A 20,098-nucleotide genomic window follows, 5' to 3' on the forward strand; every position below is an offset into this window, starting at 1 on the left:
GCTCCAATTTGTAACGCTAGCAATATCTTGACGCAGCCCATCGACCGTTTTCCTATAAGGTCAATGCCGAATCGTTCTCACCACCCGCGACCACGCCGCTTGACTTCCAACCTCCGCACGAATTCCTCGAGCACCAGCTTGTAGAGATCGTCTCCCAGGTAGACGTCCTCCACCCCACAGTCGATGTTCGGGTTGTCGTTCACCTCGATGACGACCACGCGGTCCCCGGCCTGCTTCAAATCCACGCCGTAGAGCCCGTCGCCGATCAGGTTGGCGGTTTTCACCGCCAGTTCCACGACTTTGCGCGGCGCCTCATGGACCGCCATCGTGCGGAAATCGCCGCTCACTTCCTCGGCGTCCGGGCTGTGGTCGTAGATCTGCCAGTGGCCCTTGGACATGAAGTACTGGCAGGCGAATATGGGTTTCTGGTTCAACACGCCGATCCGCCAGTCGTATTCGGTATAGAAGAACTCCTGGGCGAGCAGCAGCACCGAGCGCTCGAACAGTTCCGCACTGGCCTTGAGCAGCTCCTCCTGGTTGGCCACCTTGATCACGCCGCGGGAGAAACTGCCGTCGGGGATCTTCAGCACCAGCGGGAAGCCCAGGCGCTCGCCGACCTTCTCCAGCTCCTGCGGGTTGTCCTTGTAGAGGATTTCGGTGGCCGGCATGCCCAGCTTGTGGCTGCGCAGCAGGTCGGCGAGGTAGACCTTGTTGGTGCAGCGCAGGATCGACACCGGATCGTCCATCACCACCATGCCCTCGCTCTCGGCTTTCTTGGCGAAGCGATAGGTGTGGTCGCTGACGCTGGTGGTCTCGCGGATCAGCAGCGCGTCGTACTCGGCCAGGCGCGAGTAGTCCTTCTTTTCGATCAGCTCGACGTCGATGCCAAGGCTGCGGCCGATGCGGATGAAGTTCTTCAGCGCCTTGCGGTCAGACGGCGGGAAGGCTTCTTCCGGGTCGTGCAGGATCGCCAGGTCATAGCGATATTGCTTGCGCGAACGCGGCTTGCGCCAGATCTGTCGGCTGAAGCCATCCAGGGCATTGGCGAACTGTTCTTCCTGGTCCTCGCGCAACTTGTGGATGTTCCCAGGCCTCACGCCTTCGATGTGCCAGCCGCGGTTCTTGCGGAACTCCACCAGCAGCATCGGACACGGCAGCGCCTCGAACAGCTGGCGCGCCAGGTCCTGCAGCGGCTCGATGTCGGTGCGGCCGAAATACAGCGTCAGGGTGAAGCCATCGGTACTGCCGTAAGGGTGGTCCGCCAGCGCCTTGTCGAGGGTCTTCTCCAGGTCTTCCAGCGCCAGGCTGTAGAGCGACTTCTTCGCCAGCTCGCTGATGCTGCGCACCGACGGGATCACCTTGTGCCCGCGCGCCTCAGCCAGCAGCGAACAGTAATAACCGTGGCCCAGGTACTTGTAGTTGCGGCACAGGTTGATCACCTGCACGCGCTTGCCGTTGTCGTCGTCGATGGGCATCTCCAGGTATTCCTGGGCGGTGACCACGTCGTCGCTGGGATAGTAGGAGGCCCAATCTTCCTTGCGTTCCACGATGATGAACAACTTGCTCACGACACCTCCGAAGCTGGCTGGCGCGCTTGCCGCGCTCTGGCCCTGGGACAATACTGGTTGAGCTTCGACCGCACGACGCAACACCCGTTCGCAGCCAGCACCGGACAAGGTGCGCCCCGCAGATTAACGAATGCTTACTCTATGAAACTCCAGTTTCGCGCCGCTTCAGCCGACGACCTGCATGCACTGGTCGAGATGGAAAACCGCTGTTTCGAACACGACCGCCTGTCCCGCCGCAACTTCCAGTGGATGATCAGCCGCGCCCACGCCAGCCTGACCGTCGCCGAGTCCGACGGCCAGTTACTGGGTTACGCGCTGGTGCTGTTCCACCGGGGCACCTCCCTGGCGCGCCTCTACTCCATTGCCGTGGACGAACGCGCCCGCGGCATCGGCCTGGGCCAGAAGCTGCTGGACCGCGCCGAGGCCGAGGCGCTGGAGAACGACTGCGCCTACCTGCGCCTGGAAGTTCGCCCCGACAACCGTGGCGCCATCGCCCTCTACAAGCGCAACGGCTACCGCCCGTTCGCCACGGTGCGCGACTACTACGAAGACCATAGCGAGGCCCTGCGCTTCGAGAAGCGCATCCGCCACATCAACGAGCGCACTCACCGCCACGTCCCGTACTACCGACAGACCACCGAGTTCACCTGCGGCCCCTCGGCGCTGCTGATGGCCATGGGCGCACTGGAGCCCAAGCGCCGCCTGGAGCGCCGCGAGGAGCTGCGTCTGTGGCGCGAGGCGACCACCATCTACATGACCGCCGGCCACGGCGGCTGCAGTCCGCAAGGCCTGGCGCTGGCGGCAATGCGCCGCGGCTTCCGCGTGCGCCTGTTGCTGTCAGAAGACGGCCCGCTGTTCCTCGACGGCGTACGCAGCGAGGAAAAACGCGAGGTGATGCGCCTGGTTCACGAGGATTTCAGCGCCGAACTGGCGCAGAGCGACGTCGAGCAATTGCTGGTCAGCCAGCTGGATATCGAGGGCGCGCTGGAAGCCGGCGGCCAGCCGCTGGTGCTGATCAGCAGCTACCGGCTGACCCACTCCAAGGCGCCGCACTGGGTGGTGGTCACCGACTGCGACGAGGACTTCGTCTACCTGCACGACCCCGACGTCGACCACAGCCAGCACCGCGAACCGCTGGATTGCCAGCACATCCCGGTGAGCCACACGGAATTCGAGCAGATGAGCCGCTTCGGCCGCAGCAAGCTGCGCGCGGCGGTGATCCTCTACAAGCGCTGATGCTAGCCGGCCAGCGCCTCACCGCCGACCCGCAGCACGCCGGCGTCAATCGCCAGGTGTACCAACTCGGCGTGGGACACCACCTGCAGCTTCTGCTTGAGCAGGGTGACGTGGTTCGACACCGTCTTCGCGCTGATGCACAGGTGCTCCGCGACCTGCCGCACCGGCAGGCCGCGGGCGAGCATCACGAAGATTTCGAACTCGCGCTGAGTCATGCCTTGCAGCCGTGGATCCTGGCCATTGGCGCCCTGGGGCCTGCGCGCCAGCTGGGTGGCCAGCGGCTGCTCAATGTAAGCATGGCCGGCAAGGATGCGCCGCACCGCCTCCACCAGCACCGCCGGTGACGCGCTCTTGGTGATGTAGCCCGCTGCGCCGGCATCCAGCGCCTGACGTACCAGCGGCAACTCGTCGTGCATGCTGAAGAACAGCACCCGCAGCTGCGGCAGGCGCTGGCGCAGCCGGCGGGTGACTTCCAGACCGCTGATGCCAGGCAGACCGATATCCAGGATCACCAGGCTGGGCACGCTGCGCTGCACCGCCTCCAGCGCAGCTTCGCCATCAGCGGCCTCGCTCACTTCCACTTCCGGGATCAGCCCGCGCAGCAGCGAGGCGATGCCATCACGCACCACGAAGTGATCGTCCACCAGCAGAATCTTCACGCCCTCTCTCCTTTCATCAGGCTTTCCGCCAAAGGCATCCACAAGCGCAATGCCAGGCCGCCACCGGGGCGGCGACGCAGGTGCAGTTCGCCACCCAGGCAGCGCGCGCGCTCATGCATGGAGCGCATGCCGATACCGGCGCGCGGCAACCCATGGCAGCCCCGGCCGTCGTCACGCACCCAGAGGAACAGGCGCCCCTCGCGTCGCCGCAGGACCACCCGCACCTGGCGAGCGCCAGCGTGCCGGGCGACGTTGGTCAGCGCCTCCTGCAACAGACGGTACAGGTGGGCCTTGGCGGACGTCGGCAGAGCCGGCAGTTCGTCCAGCCGCAGCCGGCAGGCCACGCCCTGACTGGCCTGCCATTGTTCGATATGCAGGCGTAGCGCCTCCTGCAGGCTTACCCGTTCCAGCACCACCGGATAGAGGTCACGCACCAGCGCGCGGAAGCTTTCGTTGAGGCCCTGGCAATGCTGTTCAAGACGATCGAGCGTGGCGAAGGCGACGCCGTCCTGGCGCTCCAGGCTGCGCAGCAGGAACACCTGCGCGCGGATACCCGCGAGGTACTGGCCGATGTCGTCGTGCAGCGCCTGCGCGAGTTGCTGGCGTTCACGCTCCTGCACCGCGAGCAGCGCGCGGGTCAGCTCGGCGTTCTCCGAGCAGGCATGCTCCAGCGTCGCGGCCATGTCATTGAAACCGCTAGCCAGGCGCTGCGCCTCGGGCAGCGAGTGATCCGGCAGGCGCGCCTGGAAACGGCCACGGGAAACGTCTCCCAGCGCGTCATGCAACTGCTCCACCACTCGCAAGCCGCCGCGCACAGCCCAGCGGATCGCCAGCAGGCTGGCCAGCAGCGACACGCCGAACAGCACCAGCAGTTGCACCAGCGAATCGCGCACCTCATCGATCTCGTCGCGCGGATCGAGGCTCAGTTGCACGCGTCGGCCATCGGCCAGGGTCAGCAGGGTCGGCGCTGGCAGGTCGGGGTACAAGCGCGTCGCCAGCCAGTCATCCAGCCCCGAGCGCGGCGCGGGCGCGGGACTGTCCAGCCAGTGCACGCGTACATGGCGCAGGCCGGCGGTGAGGTCCGGATCGAGGCTGGCGGGATCGCGCTGCGCGGCCTCGCGCAGGTAATCGAGCACGCCACGGGCAGCATCCATCTCGCGGCGCACGTCGTCGTTGCCCTGGTGCAGCAGCACGGCAAGGCACACGGCAGCGAGCAAGCCGAAGAACAGCCCGACCAGCAGGTTTATCCGCCAGAGCGCCGACATCTACGGCGCGCTGCGACAGGTCGTGAGGCACCCTGCCGGGGCCACCGGCACGCGCAGTTCCGCCGCCGGCAGGTAGCCGTTGCGGGTATAGAGGAAATCGAAGCCGAACAGGCTGAGCATCAGCAGAATCGGCAGGGCGAGAGTGACGGCGATACGCATGGCGACGCTCCTCTTCTGGTTCTTGTAGCGCCATCCTAGGACGTGGGCGCGGCGCGCAACCTACTACCTTGGTACTGCCCCAACCGGTACTTTCTGCATATTTGCCGCACCCCAGGCGCTTCCTATGCTGGCCGCACAAGAACCAGCCGGCCCGAAAAAGGAGTCGCCCCCATGCGCCAGTTCGTCCTGCACGGCGTCGCCTACCTGCTCGCGGTTGCGTCCGCCGCTGCCTTCAGCCTCGACGTGCGCGCAGAGGAAGCCCCCGCACTGGCAGTCCGCATCGGCTACCTGGGCTATACACCCGATCCCGGCCCGCTACTGTCCAACGTCATCCCCGAACCCACCGACGCAGGCCTGCGCGGCGCGGAGCTGGCGATCACCGATAGCAACAGCACCGGGCGCTTCCTCAAGCACCGCTATAGCCTGGAAGCTGCCAGCACCGACAGCCCTGAAAAGCTGCTGGCCGAAGCCCACCGCCTGCACGATGCCGGCCTGCGCCTGTTCGTGATCAACGCCCCGGCCGACACATTGCGCCAGGTAGCAGCCGAGCTACCGGACAGCCTGCTGTTCAACGCCGGCGCCGCCGATGACGAGCTGCGCGCCAGCCAGTGCGCGATCAACGTGCTGCATACCCTGCCCAGCCGGCTGATGCTGACCGACGCTCTCACCCAGTTCCTGGTGCTGCGCAAGTGGACGCGCTGGTTGCTGATCGTCGGCCAGCGCCCGGAAGACGCCCTCTACGCCAACGCCCTGCGGCGCTCGGCCAAGCGCTTCGGCGCGAAGATCGTCGAGGAAAAGCCCTTCACCTTCGACAACGACCAGCGCCGCAGCGCCCAGGCCGACATGGCTCTATTCACCCAGTCCAGCGAGGACTACGACGCCGTGCTGGTGGCCGACGAACACGGCGACTTCGGCGAATACGTGCCCTACAACACCTGGCTGCCGCGCCCCGTCGCCGGCACCCAGGGCTTGGTCGCCATCGGCTGGCACAAGACCGTGGAAACCTACGGCGCCGCCCAGTTGCAGAAGCGTTTCGAGGAACACGCCGGACGCTGGATGAACGACCGTGACTTCGCCGCCTGGATCGCTGTGCGCAGCATCGCCAGCGCCGTGACGCGGCTGCGCGACGCCGATCCGTTGGCGATCCGCAAGCTGTCGCTGTCCCCTGACCTGCCCCTGGACGGCTTCAAGGGCTACAAGCTCGGTTTCCGCCCATGGGACGGCCAGCTGCGCCAGCCGATCCCGCTGGTTCAGCCGCGCGCCCTGGTCAGCACGTCGCCGCAGGAGGGTTTCCTGCACCCCGCCAGCGAACTCGACAGCCTCGGCCTCGACGCACCGGAAAGCCAGTGCCACCTCGCCGACGCAACGCCATAAGAAGAACTATCCATGAGGACTCTGCCCATGCCCCGCCTGCTTGCCCTCTCCTGCCTCAGCCTCGCGCTCGGCCTGGTGCCCACGGCCTTCGCGGCCACCGCCTACGTCTCCAACGAGAAGGACAACAACCTCAGCGTCATCGACCTGGACACCCTGACCGTCACCGGCACCATCGACACCGGCAAGCGCCCGCGCGGGCTGGCGCGATCCCATGACAACAAGCTGCTGTACATCTGCGCGAGCGACTCGGACACCGTGCAGGTGCTTGACCTCGCCACCCGGAAGATCATCAGGCAATTGCCTTCGGGCGCAGACCCCGAGCAGTTTGCCCTGCATCCCAATGACCGCTGGCTGTACGTCTCCAATGAGGACGATGCGCTGGTCACTGTGGTCGACACGCAAACCGCCCAGGTGCTCGGGCAGATCGACGTCGGCGTCGAGCCCGAAGGCATGGCGGTGAGCCCGGATGGCAAATGGGCAGTGAACACCAGCGAGACCACCAATATGTTGCATTGGATCGATACCTCGACCCAGAAGCTGGTGGACAGCACCCTGGTGGACCAGCGCCCGCGCCACGCCGAGTTCACCCACGACGGCTCGCAGGTCTGGGTCTCGGCGGAGATCGGCGGCACCGTCAGCGTGGTCGACACCGCCAGCCGCAAGATCCTCAAGACCTTGCGTTTTGCTATCCAGGGAGTACACCCCGACAAGGTGCAGCCGGTGGGCGTGCAACTGACCAGCGACGGCAAGCTGGCCTTCGTCGCCCTCGGCCCGGCCAACCATGTGGCGGTGGTGGATGCCGAGACCTTCGAGGTACTCGACTACCTGCTGGTGGGCCGTCGCGTCTGGCACCTGGCGTTCACCCCGGACGAGAAGACCCTGCTGGCCACCAACGGCGTCAGCGGCGACGTGTCGGTCATCGATGTGGCCTCGCGCAAGGTCACCAAGTCGATCAAGGTCGGCCGCTATCCCTGGGGCGTGGTGGTGACGCCATGAACGCGCTCACCGTCCGCGACCTGAGCTTTGCCTACGGCCCACGGCGCGCGCTGGACGGCCTGGCCTTCGAGCTGCCGGCCGGGCGCTTCACCGCCCTGCTGGGCCCCAACGGCGCCGGCAAGTCCACACTGGTGGCCCTGCTGACGCGCCTCTACGACCTGCAGCAGGGCGAGATCGACGTGCTCGGCTGCAGCCTGCGCCGCCAGCCGCGCCTGGCCCTGCTCAAGCTGGGCGTGGTGTTCCAGCAGAGCACCCTGGACCTGGACCTGAGCGTGGAGCAGAACCTGCGCTACCACGCCGCCCTGCACGGCCTGCCACGCACCGTGGCCAACGAGCGGATCGACGCCGAACTGGCCCGTCAGCAATTGCAAGAGCGCCGCCGCGACAAGGTTCGTGCGCTCAATGGCGGGCACCGCCGCCGAGTGGAGATCGCCCGTGCGCTGCTGCATCGCCCTCGCCTGCTGCTGCTTGACGAAGCCAGCGTCGGCCTCGACCCGGCAGCGCGCCAGGCACTCAATGAGCACGTACGCCGGCTGTGCCGCGAGGACGGGCTGGCTGTGCTCTGGACCACTCACCTGCTGGACGAGGTGCGCAGCGAGGATGCGCTGCTGGTGCTCGATCGCGGCCGGCTGGTGGCCCGTGGCGAGGCGCGGGACATCTGCGCGCCCGACGCCGGCAACCTGGAGCGCACCTTCGACCGACTGACCCGCCTGGAGGTCTGCGCATGAGCGCCCTGGAAAGTCCGCGCTTCGGCCCCGCCGCCTACTGGCAGTGCCTGCGCGGCATCGTCGTGCGCGAGTGGCTGCGCTTCGTCCTGCAGCGCTCGCGCTTCTTCAGCGCGCTGGTGCGGCCGCTGCTCTGGCTGCTGGTGTTCGCCGCCGGCTTTCGCGCCGCGCTGGGCATCTCGATCATCGAGCCGTACGACACCTACGTCACCTACGAAACCTACATAGTGCCGGGGCTGTGCTGCATGATCCTGCTGTTCAACGGCATGCAGGGCTCGCTGTCGATGGTCTACGACCGCGAGATGGGCAGCATGCGCGTGCTGCTGACCAGTCCGCTGCCGCGTGCCTTCCTGCTCGCCAGCAAGCTGCTGGCCACCGCGCTGGTGTCGCTGCTGCAGGTCTACGCCTTCCTGCTGATCGCCTGGCTGTATGGCGTGCAGCCGCCGCCCATGGGGCTGGTGGCGGCGCTGCCGGCGTTGCTGCTGGCCGCTCTGCTGCTGGGCGCGCTGGGGCTGCTGCTGTCCAACGGCATCCGCCAGTTGGAGAACTTCGCCGGGGTGATGAATTTCGTCATCTTCCCGCTGTTCTTCCTTTCCTCCGCGCTCTATCCGCTGTGGAAGATGCGCGAGGCCAGCCAGTGGCTGTACTGGCTATGTGCGCTGAACCCGTTCAGCCATGCAGTGGAACTGGTGCGCTTCGCCCTCTACGAGCGTTTCAACCCGCTGGCGGCGAGCGTCTGCCTGGGGCTGACGCTGCTCTTCTCCGGTGTGGCCGTGCTGACCTTCAACCCGCAGCAAGCCGCCCTGCGCAAGGGGTGAAACCTACTACTTTGGTACTGGTTCATCCCTCCTGACGTCGAATTTCCAAAGCCGCACAGCCGGCATCTAATGGCCACTACAAGAAGAACCAACAGAGATACCGCCATGCCTCGCCTTGCTATTGTTGTGCCCGGCTGCCTGGCCGCCTGCCTGCTCAGCCTGTCCCTCACTCTGCCGACCGCCCTGGCCGAGGATGCGCCGCTGTTTTCCGCCGACGGCTACCGCCAAGCCCAGTACCGCAGCCCGACGCCGTCTTCCGCCGACCACGCCACCACCCTCGACACTCCTGCCTTACAGGCGCTGCTCCAGCGCGAACCGCAGACCCGGCTGGTGGACGTCTACCGCCGCACCTTCCTCAACGGCCAGTTCGTCGAGGACGAAAAGCACCGCAACCTGCCTGGCAGCCTTTGGCTGGCCAACGTCGGCACCGGCTCCCTGGAGCCGCGGTGGCAGGCCTACCTGGAGCAGAATCTCGCTCACCTCACCGACGGCGATCCCAAGCGCCCGCTGGTGTTCTACTGCCGCTCCGACTGCTGGATGAGCTGGAATGCCATCCGCCGCGCACATGCGCTGGGCTACGGCAGCCTCTACTGGTACCGTGATGGAATTGACGCTTGGGAACAGGCAGGACTGCCCCTGCAGGATGCCCAACCGCAACCCCTTCCGTGACACCTGCTTTCGTGACACATGCAGTAGCCTGCGACCGCAAGCCGCTCGCCACCCATAACGACAACAACGAGGTGTAGGCCATGTACAAGATCCTGATCGCCGACGATCACCCGCTGTTCCGCGAAGCCATCCACAACGTCATCGCCGACGGCTTCCCCGGCAGCGAAGTGATGGAGACCGCCGACCTCGACAGCGCCCTGGGCCTGACCCAGGAGCACGATGATCTCGACCTCATCCTGCTCGACCTGAACATGCCCGGCATGCATGGCCTGAACGGACTGATGAGCCTGCGCAACGAAGCCCCGACCATCCCGGTAGTGATCGTCTCCGCCGAACAAGACAAGCAAGTCGTCCTGCAGGCCATCACCTACGGCGCCGTGGGCTTCATCACCAAGTCGTCGCCGCGCCTGCAGATGACCGAGGCGATCGAGCAGATCCTCAACGGCAACGTCTATCTGCCGTCGGACATCATCCGCACGCAGAAATCCTCGCCGCGCCGCAGCGGCCAGGAAGACCACAGCATTCCGCCGGAACTGCTGCAGGCCCTGACCCGCAAGCAACTGCTGGTGCTGGAGCGGATGACCAAGGGCGAATCCAACAAGCAGATCGCCTACAACCTGGAAATCGCCGAAACCACAGTGAAGGCCCACGTCTCCGCCATCCTGCGCAAGCTGAAGGTGCACAACCGCGTGCAGGCCATCCTCTGCGCGGGCGATATCGACTTCGCCGCCTATCTGCGTCGTTGAGACGAGGCGTCATTGATCCATAAAGTGCCGTTGCGACCGCTACCGGGAACCACTCGATGCCCTCCGCCCGCACCCTGAGCCTCACCGGCCTGGCGATGGTCGCCTTCGCCGGCAATTCCATCCTCTGCCGCCTGGCCCTCAAGGCCACCGGCATCGACGCGGTGAGCTTTACCGGCATCCGCATCTTCTCGGGCGCGCTGATGCTCGCGCTGCTACTGCAACTGCGCCGCCGCACCGCCAGCCAAGGTGGCAATTGGCGCGCGGCGGCGGCATTGTTCGTCTACGCCGCTGCCTTCTCCTACGCCTACGTGCAGCTGGACGCCGGAACCGGCGCGCTGCTGCTGTTCGGTGCGGTGCAGGTGACCATGATCCTGGTCGGCCTGCTGCGCGGCGAAAGCCTGCGCGGGCAGGCGCTGGTGGGATTCCTGCTGGCCCTGGGCGGGCTGCTGGTCCAGTTGCTGCCCAGCGCCAGTGCACCGCCGCTGGCGGGTGCGCTGCTGATGCTGCTGTCCGGCGTGGCCTGGGGGCTGTACTCGCTGCTCGGGCGCAAAGGCAGCGATCCGCTGGCGATCTCGACGGGCAACTTCATGCGCGCCATTGCGTTTGCGGCCCTGCTGGCAGTGATCTTCCATGCCGATCTGCGGGTGGACATGTCAGGCATCGCCTATGCCGTGCTGTCCGGCGCGGTAGCCTCGGGAATCGGCTATGCGATCTGGTACAGCGCGCTGTCGGGGCTGTCGGCCATCCAGGGCGCTTCGGTGCAGCTGAGCGTGCCGATTCTCGCCGCTCTGTCCGGCGCGGTGCTCCTGGGCGAGACGATCAGCCTGCGCCTGGCTCTGGTATCGCTGGCGGTGCTGGGCGGGATCGCCCTGATCCTGCTGGCCAAAGTCCGCTCCCCCGCCGCCCAGCAAGCCTGACCTCGTCTTGCTATTCGTAGGAGCGAGCTTGCTCGCGAACCTGGCCCCCAGCGGAGTCTGTTCGCGAGCAAGCTCGCTCCTACAGGTTCTTCTACATTCCCGGATGACGGAGTAACCCTGCAGGAGCGGACCTTGTCCGCGAATCCTTCTTCGCGATCAACGTGCGCTATCGATCAGATGGCACAGCGCCGTCTTCAGCTTCATCGGCCGCACCGGCTTGTGCATCAGCGTGTGCCCCAGCTCGCGGACCTGCTGCTTCAGCTCGTTGCTGTAGTTGGCAGTGATCATCAGCGCCGGTAGCGGCGTGCCGCGGCGGGCATTGATCGAGGCAACCGCGTCGACGCCGTTGAGCCCGTCGTCGAGGTGGTAATCGACGATCAGAAGATCCGACTCGGCGTGGAAGTTGTCCACCTGCCGCGCCAGGTCCTCCTCCGACAGCGCCGTCACCACCCGGCAGCCCCAGGTTTCCAGCAGCGTGCGCATGCCGGCGCAGATCGAGGCGTCGTTATCCAGCACCCACACGCGGGAGCCGCGCAGGCGCTCCACCAGATCGTCGGCGGTGCGTTCGGGCTCCGGTGCGCTGCGAGCCACGCGTCGCGCCAGCGGTACTTCGATGGCGAAACGCGAACCCTTGCCCGGCACCGATTCCACGTGGATACGGTGACCGAGCATGCGCGCGATCTTCTCGACGATGGCCAGGCCCAATCCCAGCCCGCGGTCCTGATGGAAGCGCTGCACATCCCCGCGCTTGAACTCCTGGAATATCTCGCCGAGCTTGTCGGCGGCTATGCCCACACCGGTGTCCCAGACCTCGATCCACAGGCTGTGCCGGCGTCGTCGGCAACCCAGCAGTACGCGGCCGGAGGGAGTGTAGCGAATGGCGTTAGTCAGCAGGTTGCGGAGGATTCGTGCCAGCAGTTGGATATCACTGCGCACCTGGGCACCGCAGGGCACGAAGTCCAGCGCCAGACCTTCGCTGGCCGCCACCTGGCTGTACTCGGCAGCGAGGTTGCCGAGCAGCTCGCTGAGATCGAACGAGGCGATGTCCGGCTTGATCACCCCTGCATCCAGCTTTGAGATGTCCACCAGGGTGCCGAGCAGCGTCTCCACGTCTTCCAGCGACTGGCTGATATTGCGCACCAGCGCTTCGCCGCTGCGCTCCTGCAACGCACTGGTGAACAGCCGCGCGGCGTTCAGCGGTTGCAGCAGGTCATGGCTGACGGCGGCGAGGAACTTGGTCTTCGACAGGTTGGCCTGCTCCGCCTCGCGCTTGGCTTCGCGCAGGCGCCCCTCGACCTGGCTGCGCTCGTCGATCTCGCGCTTGAGCTGGTCATTAAGGCTGGTCAGCTCGGCAGTGCGTTCGCGCACCCGTTGTTCCAGGTTCTGGTAGGCCTGGTGCAGCGCCTCGGCGGTGCGGCGGCGCTCGGTGATGTCGCGGATCAGCACGAACAGCCCGCTCACCGTGCCATCGGACTGGCGATTAGGTACGTAAGAGCGCTGCATGTAGCGCTCCTGCCCGGCGAGGTTGGTCTCGGCGATCTCGAAGGTGACGCTCTCCCCCGACAGCGCGCGCTCGAAATAAGGCTCCAGACGCTGGCAATGCTCGGCGCTGTGGACCTCGCGCAGGTTGCGCCCGAGCATCGAGCCGCTGGGCCAGCGGTACCACTCCTCGTAGACCTTGTTGGTGAAGTCGTAGTCGAGGTCGGCGGTCAGGTAGGCGATCAGCGCCGGCACCTGGTCGGTGATCAGGCGAATCCAGCGCTCGCTTTCACGCAGCGCCTCGGCATGCCGGTAGCGCTCGGTGATGTCGGTGAAGGTATTGACGAAGCCGCCGGTGGGTAACGCGTGGGTGCGGATTTCCAGCATGCGCCCGTCGAACAGGCGCTGCTCGATCACCCCTTCCGCTTCGCCCTTGCGCGGCCGGCTGCGTGGCGTCAGCAGCGGCAGCTCGCTGTCGGCCATGACTTCGGCGAAGGGCCGATGCGCCTCGATTGGCGCCAACCCGCAAAGCTCCAGGAAGCGGCGGTTCCACAACTCCAGCGCGCCATCGGCACCGACCATCGCCACGCCCTGGGACAGGTTGTCCACGGCGCGCTGCAGCAGGTGCGACTTCTGCGCCACCGCCTGTTCGCGGCGGGCCATTTCGCTCTGTTTGATCTCGGTGATGTCGCTATAGAGCACCACCAGCCCGCCGTCGCGTGTCGGCCGCTCGGTGACGCGCACCCAGCGGTCGTTGCGCAGGCGATAGAGGGTATGTTCGTCATCGCTGCTGCGCTGTTCTTCGACGATCAGCCCGCTGCTCTGCGCCAGCCGACGCACCTCGGTGAGGCGAGTTCCCGCGCCGACGCGAGCGCGGGTCTGCGCCCAGAAGGCACGGAAGCGCTCGTTGTAGAGAACGATGCGCTGCTGCGGGTCGAACAACACGAAGGCGTCGGAGATGCTCTCGATGGCATCGAGCAGGTGCTGGTGTGCGGTCTCCGCGCGCAGGCGGGCATCGCTGAGCAGTTGGTTACTGGACTTCAGCTCGACCATCGCCTCGCTCAGCGCATCGGTGCGCTCGCGTACCTGTTCGGCCAGCACAACCGAATGCTGGAAAGCGCCGTAGGCGTTGTCGCCGCGGGAAGTGGCCGATTCGACACGCTCGATCAGCGCCGCATTGATCCGCTGCAGCTTGTGGTTGTCGCGCTCCAGCTCGTCGATGCGCGCGCGCAGCTCAGCGTCCGGCGTTGCCCCGAGGACGGCCAATGGCGACACCGGTGAAGGTCTGGTTGATATGCATGCCATTGAATTGTTCCCCGTAGGTGTTGAAGCCGATCACCTGCTGGCTGCGGAGAAACTCGGCGGTGGGCTCCGTATCGCCGGCCACCTCCAACTCCAGGCGACGCAGGAAGCAGTCGCAGCCGATGGTCAGCAGCGGCGGGCCGAGGCGTTCGTGCAGGCGCTGGAACTGCGCCTGCAACCCAGGCAGCAGCGGGCCAGTGCGCATGGCGGTCAGGACGATGCCGTTCTCCACTGCGCAGTAGAAGGTCAGGCTGAGGTCATCGTTGACTTGCTGGATCGAGCGCACGTAGTACTGCTCACGCACCCGCACCGCCAGCGGGTGTGCCGGGAACAGCGAGAAGTCCAGCTGTTCCAGCGGCACCCCGACCAGTCGGGCGAATTCCAGTGCGGCCGGCTCGGCGTTGAGCTCCAGCACGCGGCGACTGTCGCTGTCGGCGCGAGTGACCACCAGTTTCTCCTCGCTGGGCAGCACGTGGTGGGTGGTGAACACCTCGAAGTCCAGCCAGGTGTTGAACAGCACCACCACCGCCGCGCCCGTGTGGAACTGGCCCTGGTAGTAGACGTGGGTGTGGGTCAGGTGGTTGTCGTCACCAGCCGAACCGCCGAAATGTGGGATAGCGCCCAGCGCAGCGCTGAGCGCGGCGAGCACCACTTCCTCGCGGCTGGAGAGCCCGTCGAGCAGGGTCAGGGCGAAGCTGTGGTCCTTGATCGGCGCCAGGCCGGCACTGCGGCAGTCCGCCACCAGCGACTCGACCATCTGCTGCGCGTCGATCAGGCTGAAGCGCTCCATCTCGTCGACCAGCGCGCAGGAGATGGCGAAGCTGCGCAGATCGAAGCCCACGGCGGTGACGCAACCACGGCCGTAACCCTGTGGGGTGATTTCCCCGGCGGTGGTGCAGCCGGCCAGGTCGATGCCGCCGAAGTACTGCTCCAGCGCGCTGGCGAGCGCGGGCAAGTCGTATTCGGCGGAGCAGAAGAACAGCACGAAGCCGAGGTTGGGGTGCAGCAGTTGACGCGCCAGGTCCTGGGCGACCGCCTCGACGTCGCGGGCACTGGACATGCCGCGAACGACTCCTTGTGTTTCATGCATGGCGTACGCCCAGTCAGGATATCGACGTTGGCATTCTACGAAGCGGCCGGGGCGCGCCCCATGCTACTTGGGTCGCGGCGGGTCTATCCGAAAGTAGCGGGATATCTGTAGGAGATTCCGTCAGTTCGTAGGGCGCATAACCCGGAACGGGTTATGCGCCCTACGGCGTCAGGCAGCCGGCCAGAACAGCAACGTCAACACCAGCATCCCGGCATAGAAGCCCGTCTCCAGCGTCTCCGTCCACGGCTGAATCCTGCGCAGCGCGCCATAGATGTGCACCACTACCATCAATCCCGCCACCGCAGCCAGCACCTCGAAGGTGGTCGCCAGCGCCTCCCCGGTCAGCGCCGCGCGCAGCATCAACCCTTCGACGATGAGGATGAAGGCCCCCAGGCAACGCCCGAAATACACCGCAAGATCAGTGTGCTCCGGCAGTTGCCACTGCATCACCCTCGCCCACGACAAAGGCATCAGGAAGATGGGCAGGGCGAACACCAGGGTGGTGGCGACGGACAGAACCAGCAGGTAACTCTGCGCCTGCGCGCTCCACATTCCGATCATGACAAATCTTCCTTGAGAGCAAGAAAAAAGGCGGGCGACACACCGTGCCGACCCGCCGAATTGGAGCCAAAGGAGTTGGGGAGACTTACCAGTTGAGCACGGCGCCCACCGCGAAGGTGTCGGTGTCTTCGCTGACTGTGGAGCCCTTGCGGCCATCGATCTCGTAGACGTTGTACTCGGCCACCAGCTTCAGGTTGTCGTTGATGGTGCGGAAGTAAGCGATGCCCTTGGTGGAGTAGTCCGCCGCGCTGCCCAGGCCGTTGCCGTCGTCGCGGGTCTCGCCGGTGGACAGCGCCACACGGTTCTTGCCCCAGCTGTAGGAGCCCTGCAGCAGCACGCCGCGGCTGTCCACTTCACGCAGCGCGGCTTCGCCGGCGTTGTTGGTGAAGAACGGGTTGATGCCCTTGGCGGTAAAGCCCGAGCCGGTCAGCGAGAAGCCGCCCATCTTCGCCTGGAGGCCATAGCCCAGGCCCTTGGAGGTCACGCTGTCGACTTCGTCGTTGGTGTTCTTCGAGGTCTGGTAGGCGCCGTTGACCCAGCTGTAGATCTTCGCCCCGCCGACGTCGAACTGGTAGCTGATCTCGCTCTCGTAGCGCGGGTTGTCCTGGTAGGCCTTGTCGTCGAGGCCGTCGCTGGCGTCCTTGTCGATCTGGTTGGTGTCGATCGGGTCCATGATGCCCACCGCGACGTGCAGGCCGTCGACGAGGCTGTTGTTGCGGTAGGTGATCTGCGAGGTCGGGAACGGGTACGGGTAGCCGGTGCCGATGTTGCCGAATGACACGCCCTTGCCGTCCACCAGGCCCAGGGTATCGCTGGAATTGCCGAAGCCGGCGAGCAGTTCGTCGAGGAAGATGTTGGAGCGCGAGAACAGGCCGAAGTCCTTGCCGATCAGCACCTCGCCCCAGTCACCGGCGACGTTGCCGTAGAACTGGCGGACGTCGATGGCAGTATCGGTGCCGTCCTGCTCGCTGTCGTTGATGGTCACCCAGAAAGAGGAACGCCCGGTGAGGGTCAGTCCGTCGATCTTCTTGCCGAAGTTGAAGCCGATGTAGTTGGGCAGGAAGCCCATCTTCACCCGCGACTGGCGGCGGTCGTAGGTTTCGCCGTTGCGGTCGACATCGCTGTTCACATAGAAGGCGTTGAAGTAGCCGTCGGTGGAGAAGGTGGTGTCGTCCTTGTCGTACAGGGTGATATCTGCGCAAGCCGGGCCGGCCAGGGTGGCGAGTGCCAGCGGCAGCAGCTGGCGGCGGACGGCGATCTTGTTCTTGTTCATGGCGCTCTCCGGGTGGGGGATCGACTGCGGCTCAGTCGTGTCGGAGGCGATTATCGAAACGCCAGGGGCCTTGCCATACGCTGCTTTGGCCCTGGTTCCGCAGGTCTTGCAGGCGTCTTGCGGGAGCGCTGCGCAAGGCTCTGCGACCATCGCTACCTCGGGCGCGCGGCAATGGTCGAGGGTAGTCGCGACCACCGGGCAGCTACCTTGGGCCAGCACACCCGACGTAAGGCAAAAGTCGGCCGTGGCACCACCTTGCGGACGGCACCCCGGGTCGAAAGTATGAGGATCAGGCGCGGCTGAGCAGCAGCCAGTGACCGCCCTGGGCAGAGCTGAGCGTCGAATGCGCGGCGCGCAGGTCGGTGGCGCAGAGATTGCCGAGCGCCTGGACCATGGCCTCGCGGTGCGACGACGCGACGCCGGCCAGCTGGTCGTTCCAGGCCTGATGCAGGCGCTCGGCGAAGTCGCCCGGCGCGCGCGCCAGCTCGGCGACCAGCGGAGCGCACAGGCTGTCGACTCGTTGCGGGTCGATCCGCAACAGGGCCTCGCCCTGGCGGTAGAGGAAGCTGTCGACCTCGGCCTGCAACTCCACCGCCGACAGCAACGGCGACTGCACCGCGAAGAGAATGCCGCGGCGCATACCCACCTGTCGGAAACCGCAGTAAAGCGCATAGGCCAGCTGCCGCTCACCGCGCAGCCAGTGGAAGAAGGCCGGTTCCAGCACGCGGGCCAGTAAGCGCCACGCGGCTTCATCCGCCGCCGCGCGCGACGCCAGCGGGCAGTACAGCAACAGCGCCGCTTCGCCCGGCAGCTCCAGCACCTGGCGATGCCGCCCGGCCGGGCCGCTGCGCGGCGGCAACGCGCTGGTGGTGGAATAGCCCGCAAGGGTGTCCGGCAGCTCAATGCCGTGGGTCAGGTCGTCCCAATGGGCGGCCGACCAGTCCGGTGAGGCGTCACTGTCCCCGGCCAGCATCTGTGGAAGCAGGTCGAGCAATTGGCGGATCGGCATTTCCCCTTCGCGCCGACGGCGCTCCGCTGCGTGCAGCCGCGCGCCCTGCCCCAGCACAGCGGCGGCAGGATGCTGAAGCGCATGGATCGCGCACTCAGCCAGCTCGGCAAGGTGGTTTTTCGCCCCCGACAGCATCAGCGTCCAGTCACTTTCCATGGCCTCCAGGCGCAGGCTGGTGCCCTCGTGCCGCGCCGCGCCCGCCAAGGGGCGCAGCGCCTGCCGGGCGCAAAGGAATGCCTGTCGGCCGGGTGTCTGCGGGAAGCGCCAGCGCAGGTAAAGAGCAGCGGGGTCGCCTTCGAAGGCCGATTGCGTCGGGGTGAACGCCCATGGCTCGCCCCGCAGCGCTTCAATGCTGCGCTGCGGGCTGCGGGCGACGTCGAGGATGAAGCCGGCCGAGGTCAGGGACTCGCCGATGACCGATTCGCAGGCGAGCAGGCGGATCATGCGCGATGTCACCAGTTGGCCCAGCCAAGCCGATGGATTGGCGCTTCCCGCGCGGCGCAGCAACTGCTCCAGGACACCCGTTGGCTCATCGACTGGAGCGGCGGCGTAGATGTCCACCGGCAGCTTGCGCAGCGCCTCCAGCCAGGAGAGGAAGGCCGACTCCACGAGATCGGCGGTGGCGGCTTCGGCCAGTTCGAAATCGAACCGCAGCAAAGCCTGGCCATTGGCGAAGCGGCTTAGTCGCGCACGGGCGCTGTCGGCGAGGCCGTTCTGCCCCAGGCAGGCCAGCAGCGATCCGGGCGCCTCGTCGGCCAGCCAGCCCTGCAACTGTTCCAGCAGTGCACCACCCTCGCCCGCCATGCCGTCCAGGGCGAAGGCCAGGACCAGTCGCGGCGCACCGGGCAGACGCAGCTTCAGTTCCTGGCCGGTCAAGGGCAGCAGGGATTCTGCGCAGGTGGACTCGGCCAGCGCGCCGGGTGGGAAAACGGCGGCTTCACACTCGACCAGCGCCGCCAACTCATCCAGCGATTGCGGCCCTTGCAGCCAGAGTTCCAGCGCACCGCCAGCCTGGCAGGAGCGGATGAAATCACGCAGCGCCTGCTGGAACGCGGCGCTGTCCACCTTGAGGCTGTCGCGCCGGCCCGCCACGAAGCGTCCCAGCGAATGCCCCGGCGCCACTGCCAGGGCCAGGGCGGCATCGATCAGGGTGTCGGGATCGCGGCTGCGGGCGAGGAATTCGGCTTCCAGCACTTCGCGCTCGGCGACCTGCACCGCTTCGTCCAGCCACGGCCGCGCCAGCATGTCCACCAGCCGCGCCAGCCCGTCACCCAGATCGTCGGCCGGCACCTCGAAGAAGTAATCCGTCTGCCGCGCGCGGGTGCCGGCGTTGAGTCGCCCGCCGCGAGCCTGCACCCAGGGCATCAGCCGTTCACCTTCGACGAAGCGCTCGCCACAGAGGAACAGCAGGTGCTCGACGAAATGCGCAAGGCCGGGGAAGGCCTGCGGCTCGTCGTGGCTGCCACGGGCGATCCGCAACAGTGCGGCGGCGCGGCTGGCGCCAGGGGCCTGGACGACGGTGGCGCGCAGGCCGTTGGCGAGGGTCAGGGTCTTGGCGGGAAGGTTGTTCATCGGCATCCGGTCCGGTTCGTGAAAGTCACCTTCGCCGCTGCAGCAGAAAAGGGAAATACGGCTTTGGCAGCAACGGCTTGCCGACATTGGCCAGCGGCACCGGGCCAGCTACCATTCCCTCCTCCCCTCGAGCCTCGGAAATTTCTCGCCATGAGCACCGCCCTGCTGATCATCGACGTCCAGTCCGACCTGTGTACCGGCGACTACGCCTGCTTCGACATCGACAATGTGCTGCAGCGCATCAATGGCCTGAGTCGCGCGGCGCGTGAGGCCGGCGTGCCGGTGGTGCTGGTGCAGCACGAGGACGATGACCTGCAGTATGGCAGCGCCGGCTGGCAGCTGGAAACGCGCCTGCTCACCGACAGTGCGGATCTCAAGGTGCGCAAGACCACCCCGGACTCCTTCCTGCGCACCGACCTCGCCGACCTGCTGCAAGCGCGAGGCATCGATCATCTGGTGGTCTGCGGCCTGCAGAGCGACTACTGCGTCGACACCACCACCCGCCGCGCCCTCGCCCAAGGCTATGCGGTGACGCTGGTGGGCGATGCCCACTCCACCGTCGACAATGCCGTGCTCAGCGCCGCGCAGATCAGCGCGCACCACAACGCGGTACTGGGCAGCATCAGCAGCTTCGGCAAGCGCGCACGGGTCGTCCCTGCCGCCGACGTGCAGTTCTGAGG

The 20,098-nt window shown here is 66.3% G+C and carries 18 protein-coding genes; 9 read left to right on the forward strand and 9 right to left on the reverse strand.

Going from position 1 to position 20,098, the window contains the following annotated elements:
* Positions 1-77: 77 nt before the first annotated feature.
* Entirely contained in the window at positions 78-1,568 is a 1,491-nt protein-coding gene (locus tag ACIPK7_RS05560) for a RimK family protein (protein ID WP_401086163.1), read from the reverse strand.
* Positions 1,569-1,709: 141 nt separating this feature from the next.
* Here ACIPK7_RS05560 and ACIPK7_RS05565 point away from each other — a divergent pair, with 141 nt between their 5' ends.
* The gene (locus ACIPK7_RS05565; RefSeq protein WP_192431274.1) at positions 1,710-2,804 is read left to right on the forward strand and encodes a GNAT family N-acetyltransferase/peptidase C39 family protein; all 1,095 of its coding nucleotides are present in this window, start codon (positions 1,710-1,712) and stop codon (positions 2,802-2,804) included.
* A 2-nt stretch (positions 2,805-2,806) separates the two neighbouring features.
* Here ACIPK7_RS05565 and ACIPK7_RS05570 read toward each other — a convergent pair whose 3' ends face one another.
* The 3 genes from ACIPK7_RS05570 to ACIPK7_RS05580 are packed head-to-tail and all read right to left on the reverse strand — an operon-like array spanning position 2,807 to position 4,887.
* A complete protein-coding gene (locus ACIPK7_RS05570) occupies positions 2,807-3,463 on the reverse strand; it encodes a response regulator (RefSeq protein ID WP_192431273.1) in 657 nt (218 codons plus the stop codon).
* The gene (locus ACIPK7_RS05575; RefSeq protein WP_401086167.1) at positions 3,460-4,728 is read right to left on the reverse strand and encodes a histidine kinase; all 1,269 of its coding nucleotides are present in this window, start codon (positions 4,726-4,728) and stop codon (positions 3,460-3,462) included. The genes ACIPK7_RS05570 and ACIPK7_RS05575 overlap by 4 nt, the downstream gene beginning before the upstream one ends.
* A complete protein-coding gene (locus tag ACIPK7_RS05580; protein ID WP_192431271.1) occupies positions 4,729-4,887 on the reverse strand; it encodes a hypothetical protein in 159 nt (52 codons plus the stop codon).
* Between the two features lie 171 nt (positions 4,888-5,058).
* On the opposite strand from ACIPK7_RS05580, the gene ACIPK7_RS05585 reads away from it, so the two are divergent.
* The 7 genes from ACIPK7_RS05585 (at position 5,059) to ACIPK7_RS05615 (ending at position 11,132) form a co-directional block, all read left to right on the forward strand.
* Positions 5,059-6,261 carry an ABC transporter substrate-binding protein gene (locus ACIPK7_RS05585; RefSeq protein ID WP_401086170.1) on the forward strand — a complete coding sequence of 401 codons (1,203 nt, stop codon included), beginning with the start codon at positions 5,059-5,061 and terminating at the stop codon, positions 6,259-6,261.
* 27 nt (positions 6,262-6,288) lie between these two features.
* Positions 6,289-7,257 (forward strand): YVTN family beta-propeller repeat protein, encoded by a 969-nt coding sequence (locus ACIPK7_RS05590; RefSeq protein ID WP_401086173.1) that lies wholly within the window; start codon positions 6,289-6,291, stop codon positions 7,255-7,257.
* Positions 7,254-7,985 carry an ABC transporter ATP-binding protein gene (locus ACIPK7_RS05595; RefSeq protein WP_401086175.1) on the forward strand — a complete coding sequence of 244 codons (732 nt, stop codon included), beginning with the start codon at positions 7,254-7,256 and terminating at the stop codon, positions 7,983-7,985. The genes ACIPK7_RS05590 and ACIPK7_RS05595 overlap by 4 nt, the downstream gene beginning before the upstream one ends.
* Positions 7,982-8,800 (forward strand): ABC transporter permease, encoded by an 819-nt coding sequence (locus ACIPK7_RS05600; RefSeq protein WP_401086178.1) that lies wholly within the window; start codon positions 7,982-7,984, stop codon positions 8,798-8,800. The genes ACIPK7_RS05595 and ACIPK7_RS05600 overlap by 4 nt, the downstream gene beginning before the upstream one ends.
* A gap of 105 nt (positions 8,801-8,905) precedes the next feature.
* Positions 8,906-9,469 (forward strand): PQQ-dependent catabolism-associated CXXCW motif protein, encoded by a 564-nt coding sequence (locus tag ACIPK7_RS05605; RefSeq protein WP_401086181.1) that lies wholly within the window; start codon positions 8,906-8,908, stop codon positions 9,467-9,469.
* Positions 9,470-9,549: 80 nt separating this feature from the next.
* A complete protein-coding gene (gene agmR / locus ACIPK7_RS05610) occupies positions 9,550-10,215 on the forward strand; it encodes a response regulator AgmR (protein WP_192431265.1) in 666 nt (221 codons plus the stop codon).
* Positions 10,216-10,271: 56 nt separating this feature from the next.
* Complete coding sequence (locus ACIPK7_RS05615) at positions 10,272-11,132, forward strand: DMT family transporter (protein WP_401086184.1); 861 nt, start codon at positions 10,272-10,274, stop codon at positions 11,130-11,132.
* A 156-nt stretch (positions 11,133-11,288) separates the two neighbouring features.
* Here ACIPK7_RS05615 and nahK read toward each other — a convergent pair whose 3' ends face one another.
* The 5 genes from nahK to pqqF all read right to left on the reverse strand — a co-directional run bounded on the left by nahK (position 11,289) and on the right by pqqF (position 19,418).
* A complete protein-coding gene (nahK, locus tag ACIPK7_RS05620; protein WP_401086187.1) occupies positions 11,289-13,916 on the reverse strand; it encodes a hybrid sensor histidine kinase/response regulator NahK/ErcS' in 2,628 nt (875 codons plus the stop codon).
* Complete coding sequence (gene nosP, locus ACIPK7_RS05625; protein ID WP_192431262.1) at positions 13,846-15,003, reverse strand: nitric oxide-sensing protein NosP; 1,158 nt, start codon at positions 15,001-15,003, stop codon at positions 13,846-13,848. Before nosP ends, nahK begins: the two co-directional genes overlap by 71 nt.
* A gap of 168 nt (positions 15,004-15,171) precedes the next feature.
* Positions 15,172-15,564 carry a hypothetical protein gene (locus ACIPK7_RS05630; protein WP_401086190.1) on the reverse strand — a complete coding sequence of 131 codons (393 nt, stop codon included), beginning with the start codon at positions 15,562-15,564 and terminating at the stop codon, positions 15,172-15,174.
* A gap of 85 nt (positions 15,565-15,649) precedes the next feature.
* Complete coding sequence (locus ACIPK7_RS05635) at positions 15,650-16,837, reverse strand: porin (RefSeq protein WP_192431260.1); 1,188 nt, start codon at positions 16,835-16,837, stop codon at positions 15,650-15,652.
* 289 nt (positions 16,838-17,126) lie between these two features.
* On the reverse strand, positions 17,127-19,418 hold the full coding sequence (gene pqqF / locus ACIPK7_RS05640; RefSeq protein ID WP_192431259.1) for a pyrroloquinoline quinone biosynthesis protein PqqF: 2,292 nt from the start codon (positions 19,416-19,418) through the stop codon (positions 17,127-17,129).
* Positions 19,419-19,568: 150 nt separating this feature from the next.
* Here pqqF and ACIPK7_RS05645 point away from each other — a divergent pair, with 150 nt between their 5' ends.
* A complete protein-coding gene (locus tag ACIPK7_RS05645) occupies positions 19,569-20,096 on the forward strand; it encodes a cysteine hydrolase family protein (RefSeq protein WP_192431258.1) in 528 nt (175 codons plus the stop codon).
* Positions 20,097-20,098: the final 2 nt, after the last annotated feature.

The sequence above is a fragment of the Pseudomonas sp. NPDC086581 genome (assembly GCF_044746165.1).
Taxonomy (GTDB): domain Bacteria; phylum Pseudomonadota; class Gammaproteobacteria; order Pseudomonadales; family Pseudomonadaceae; genus Pseudomonas.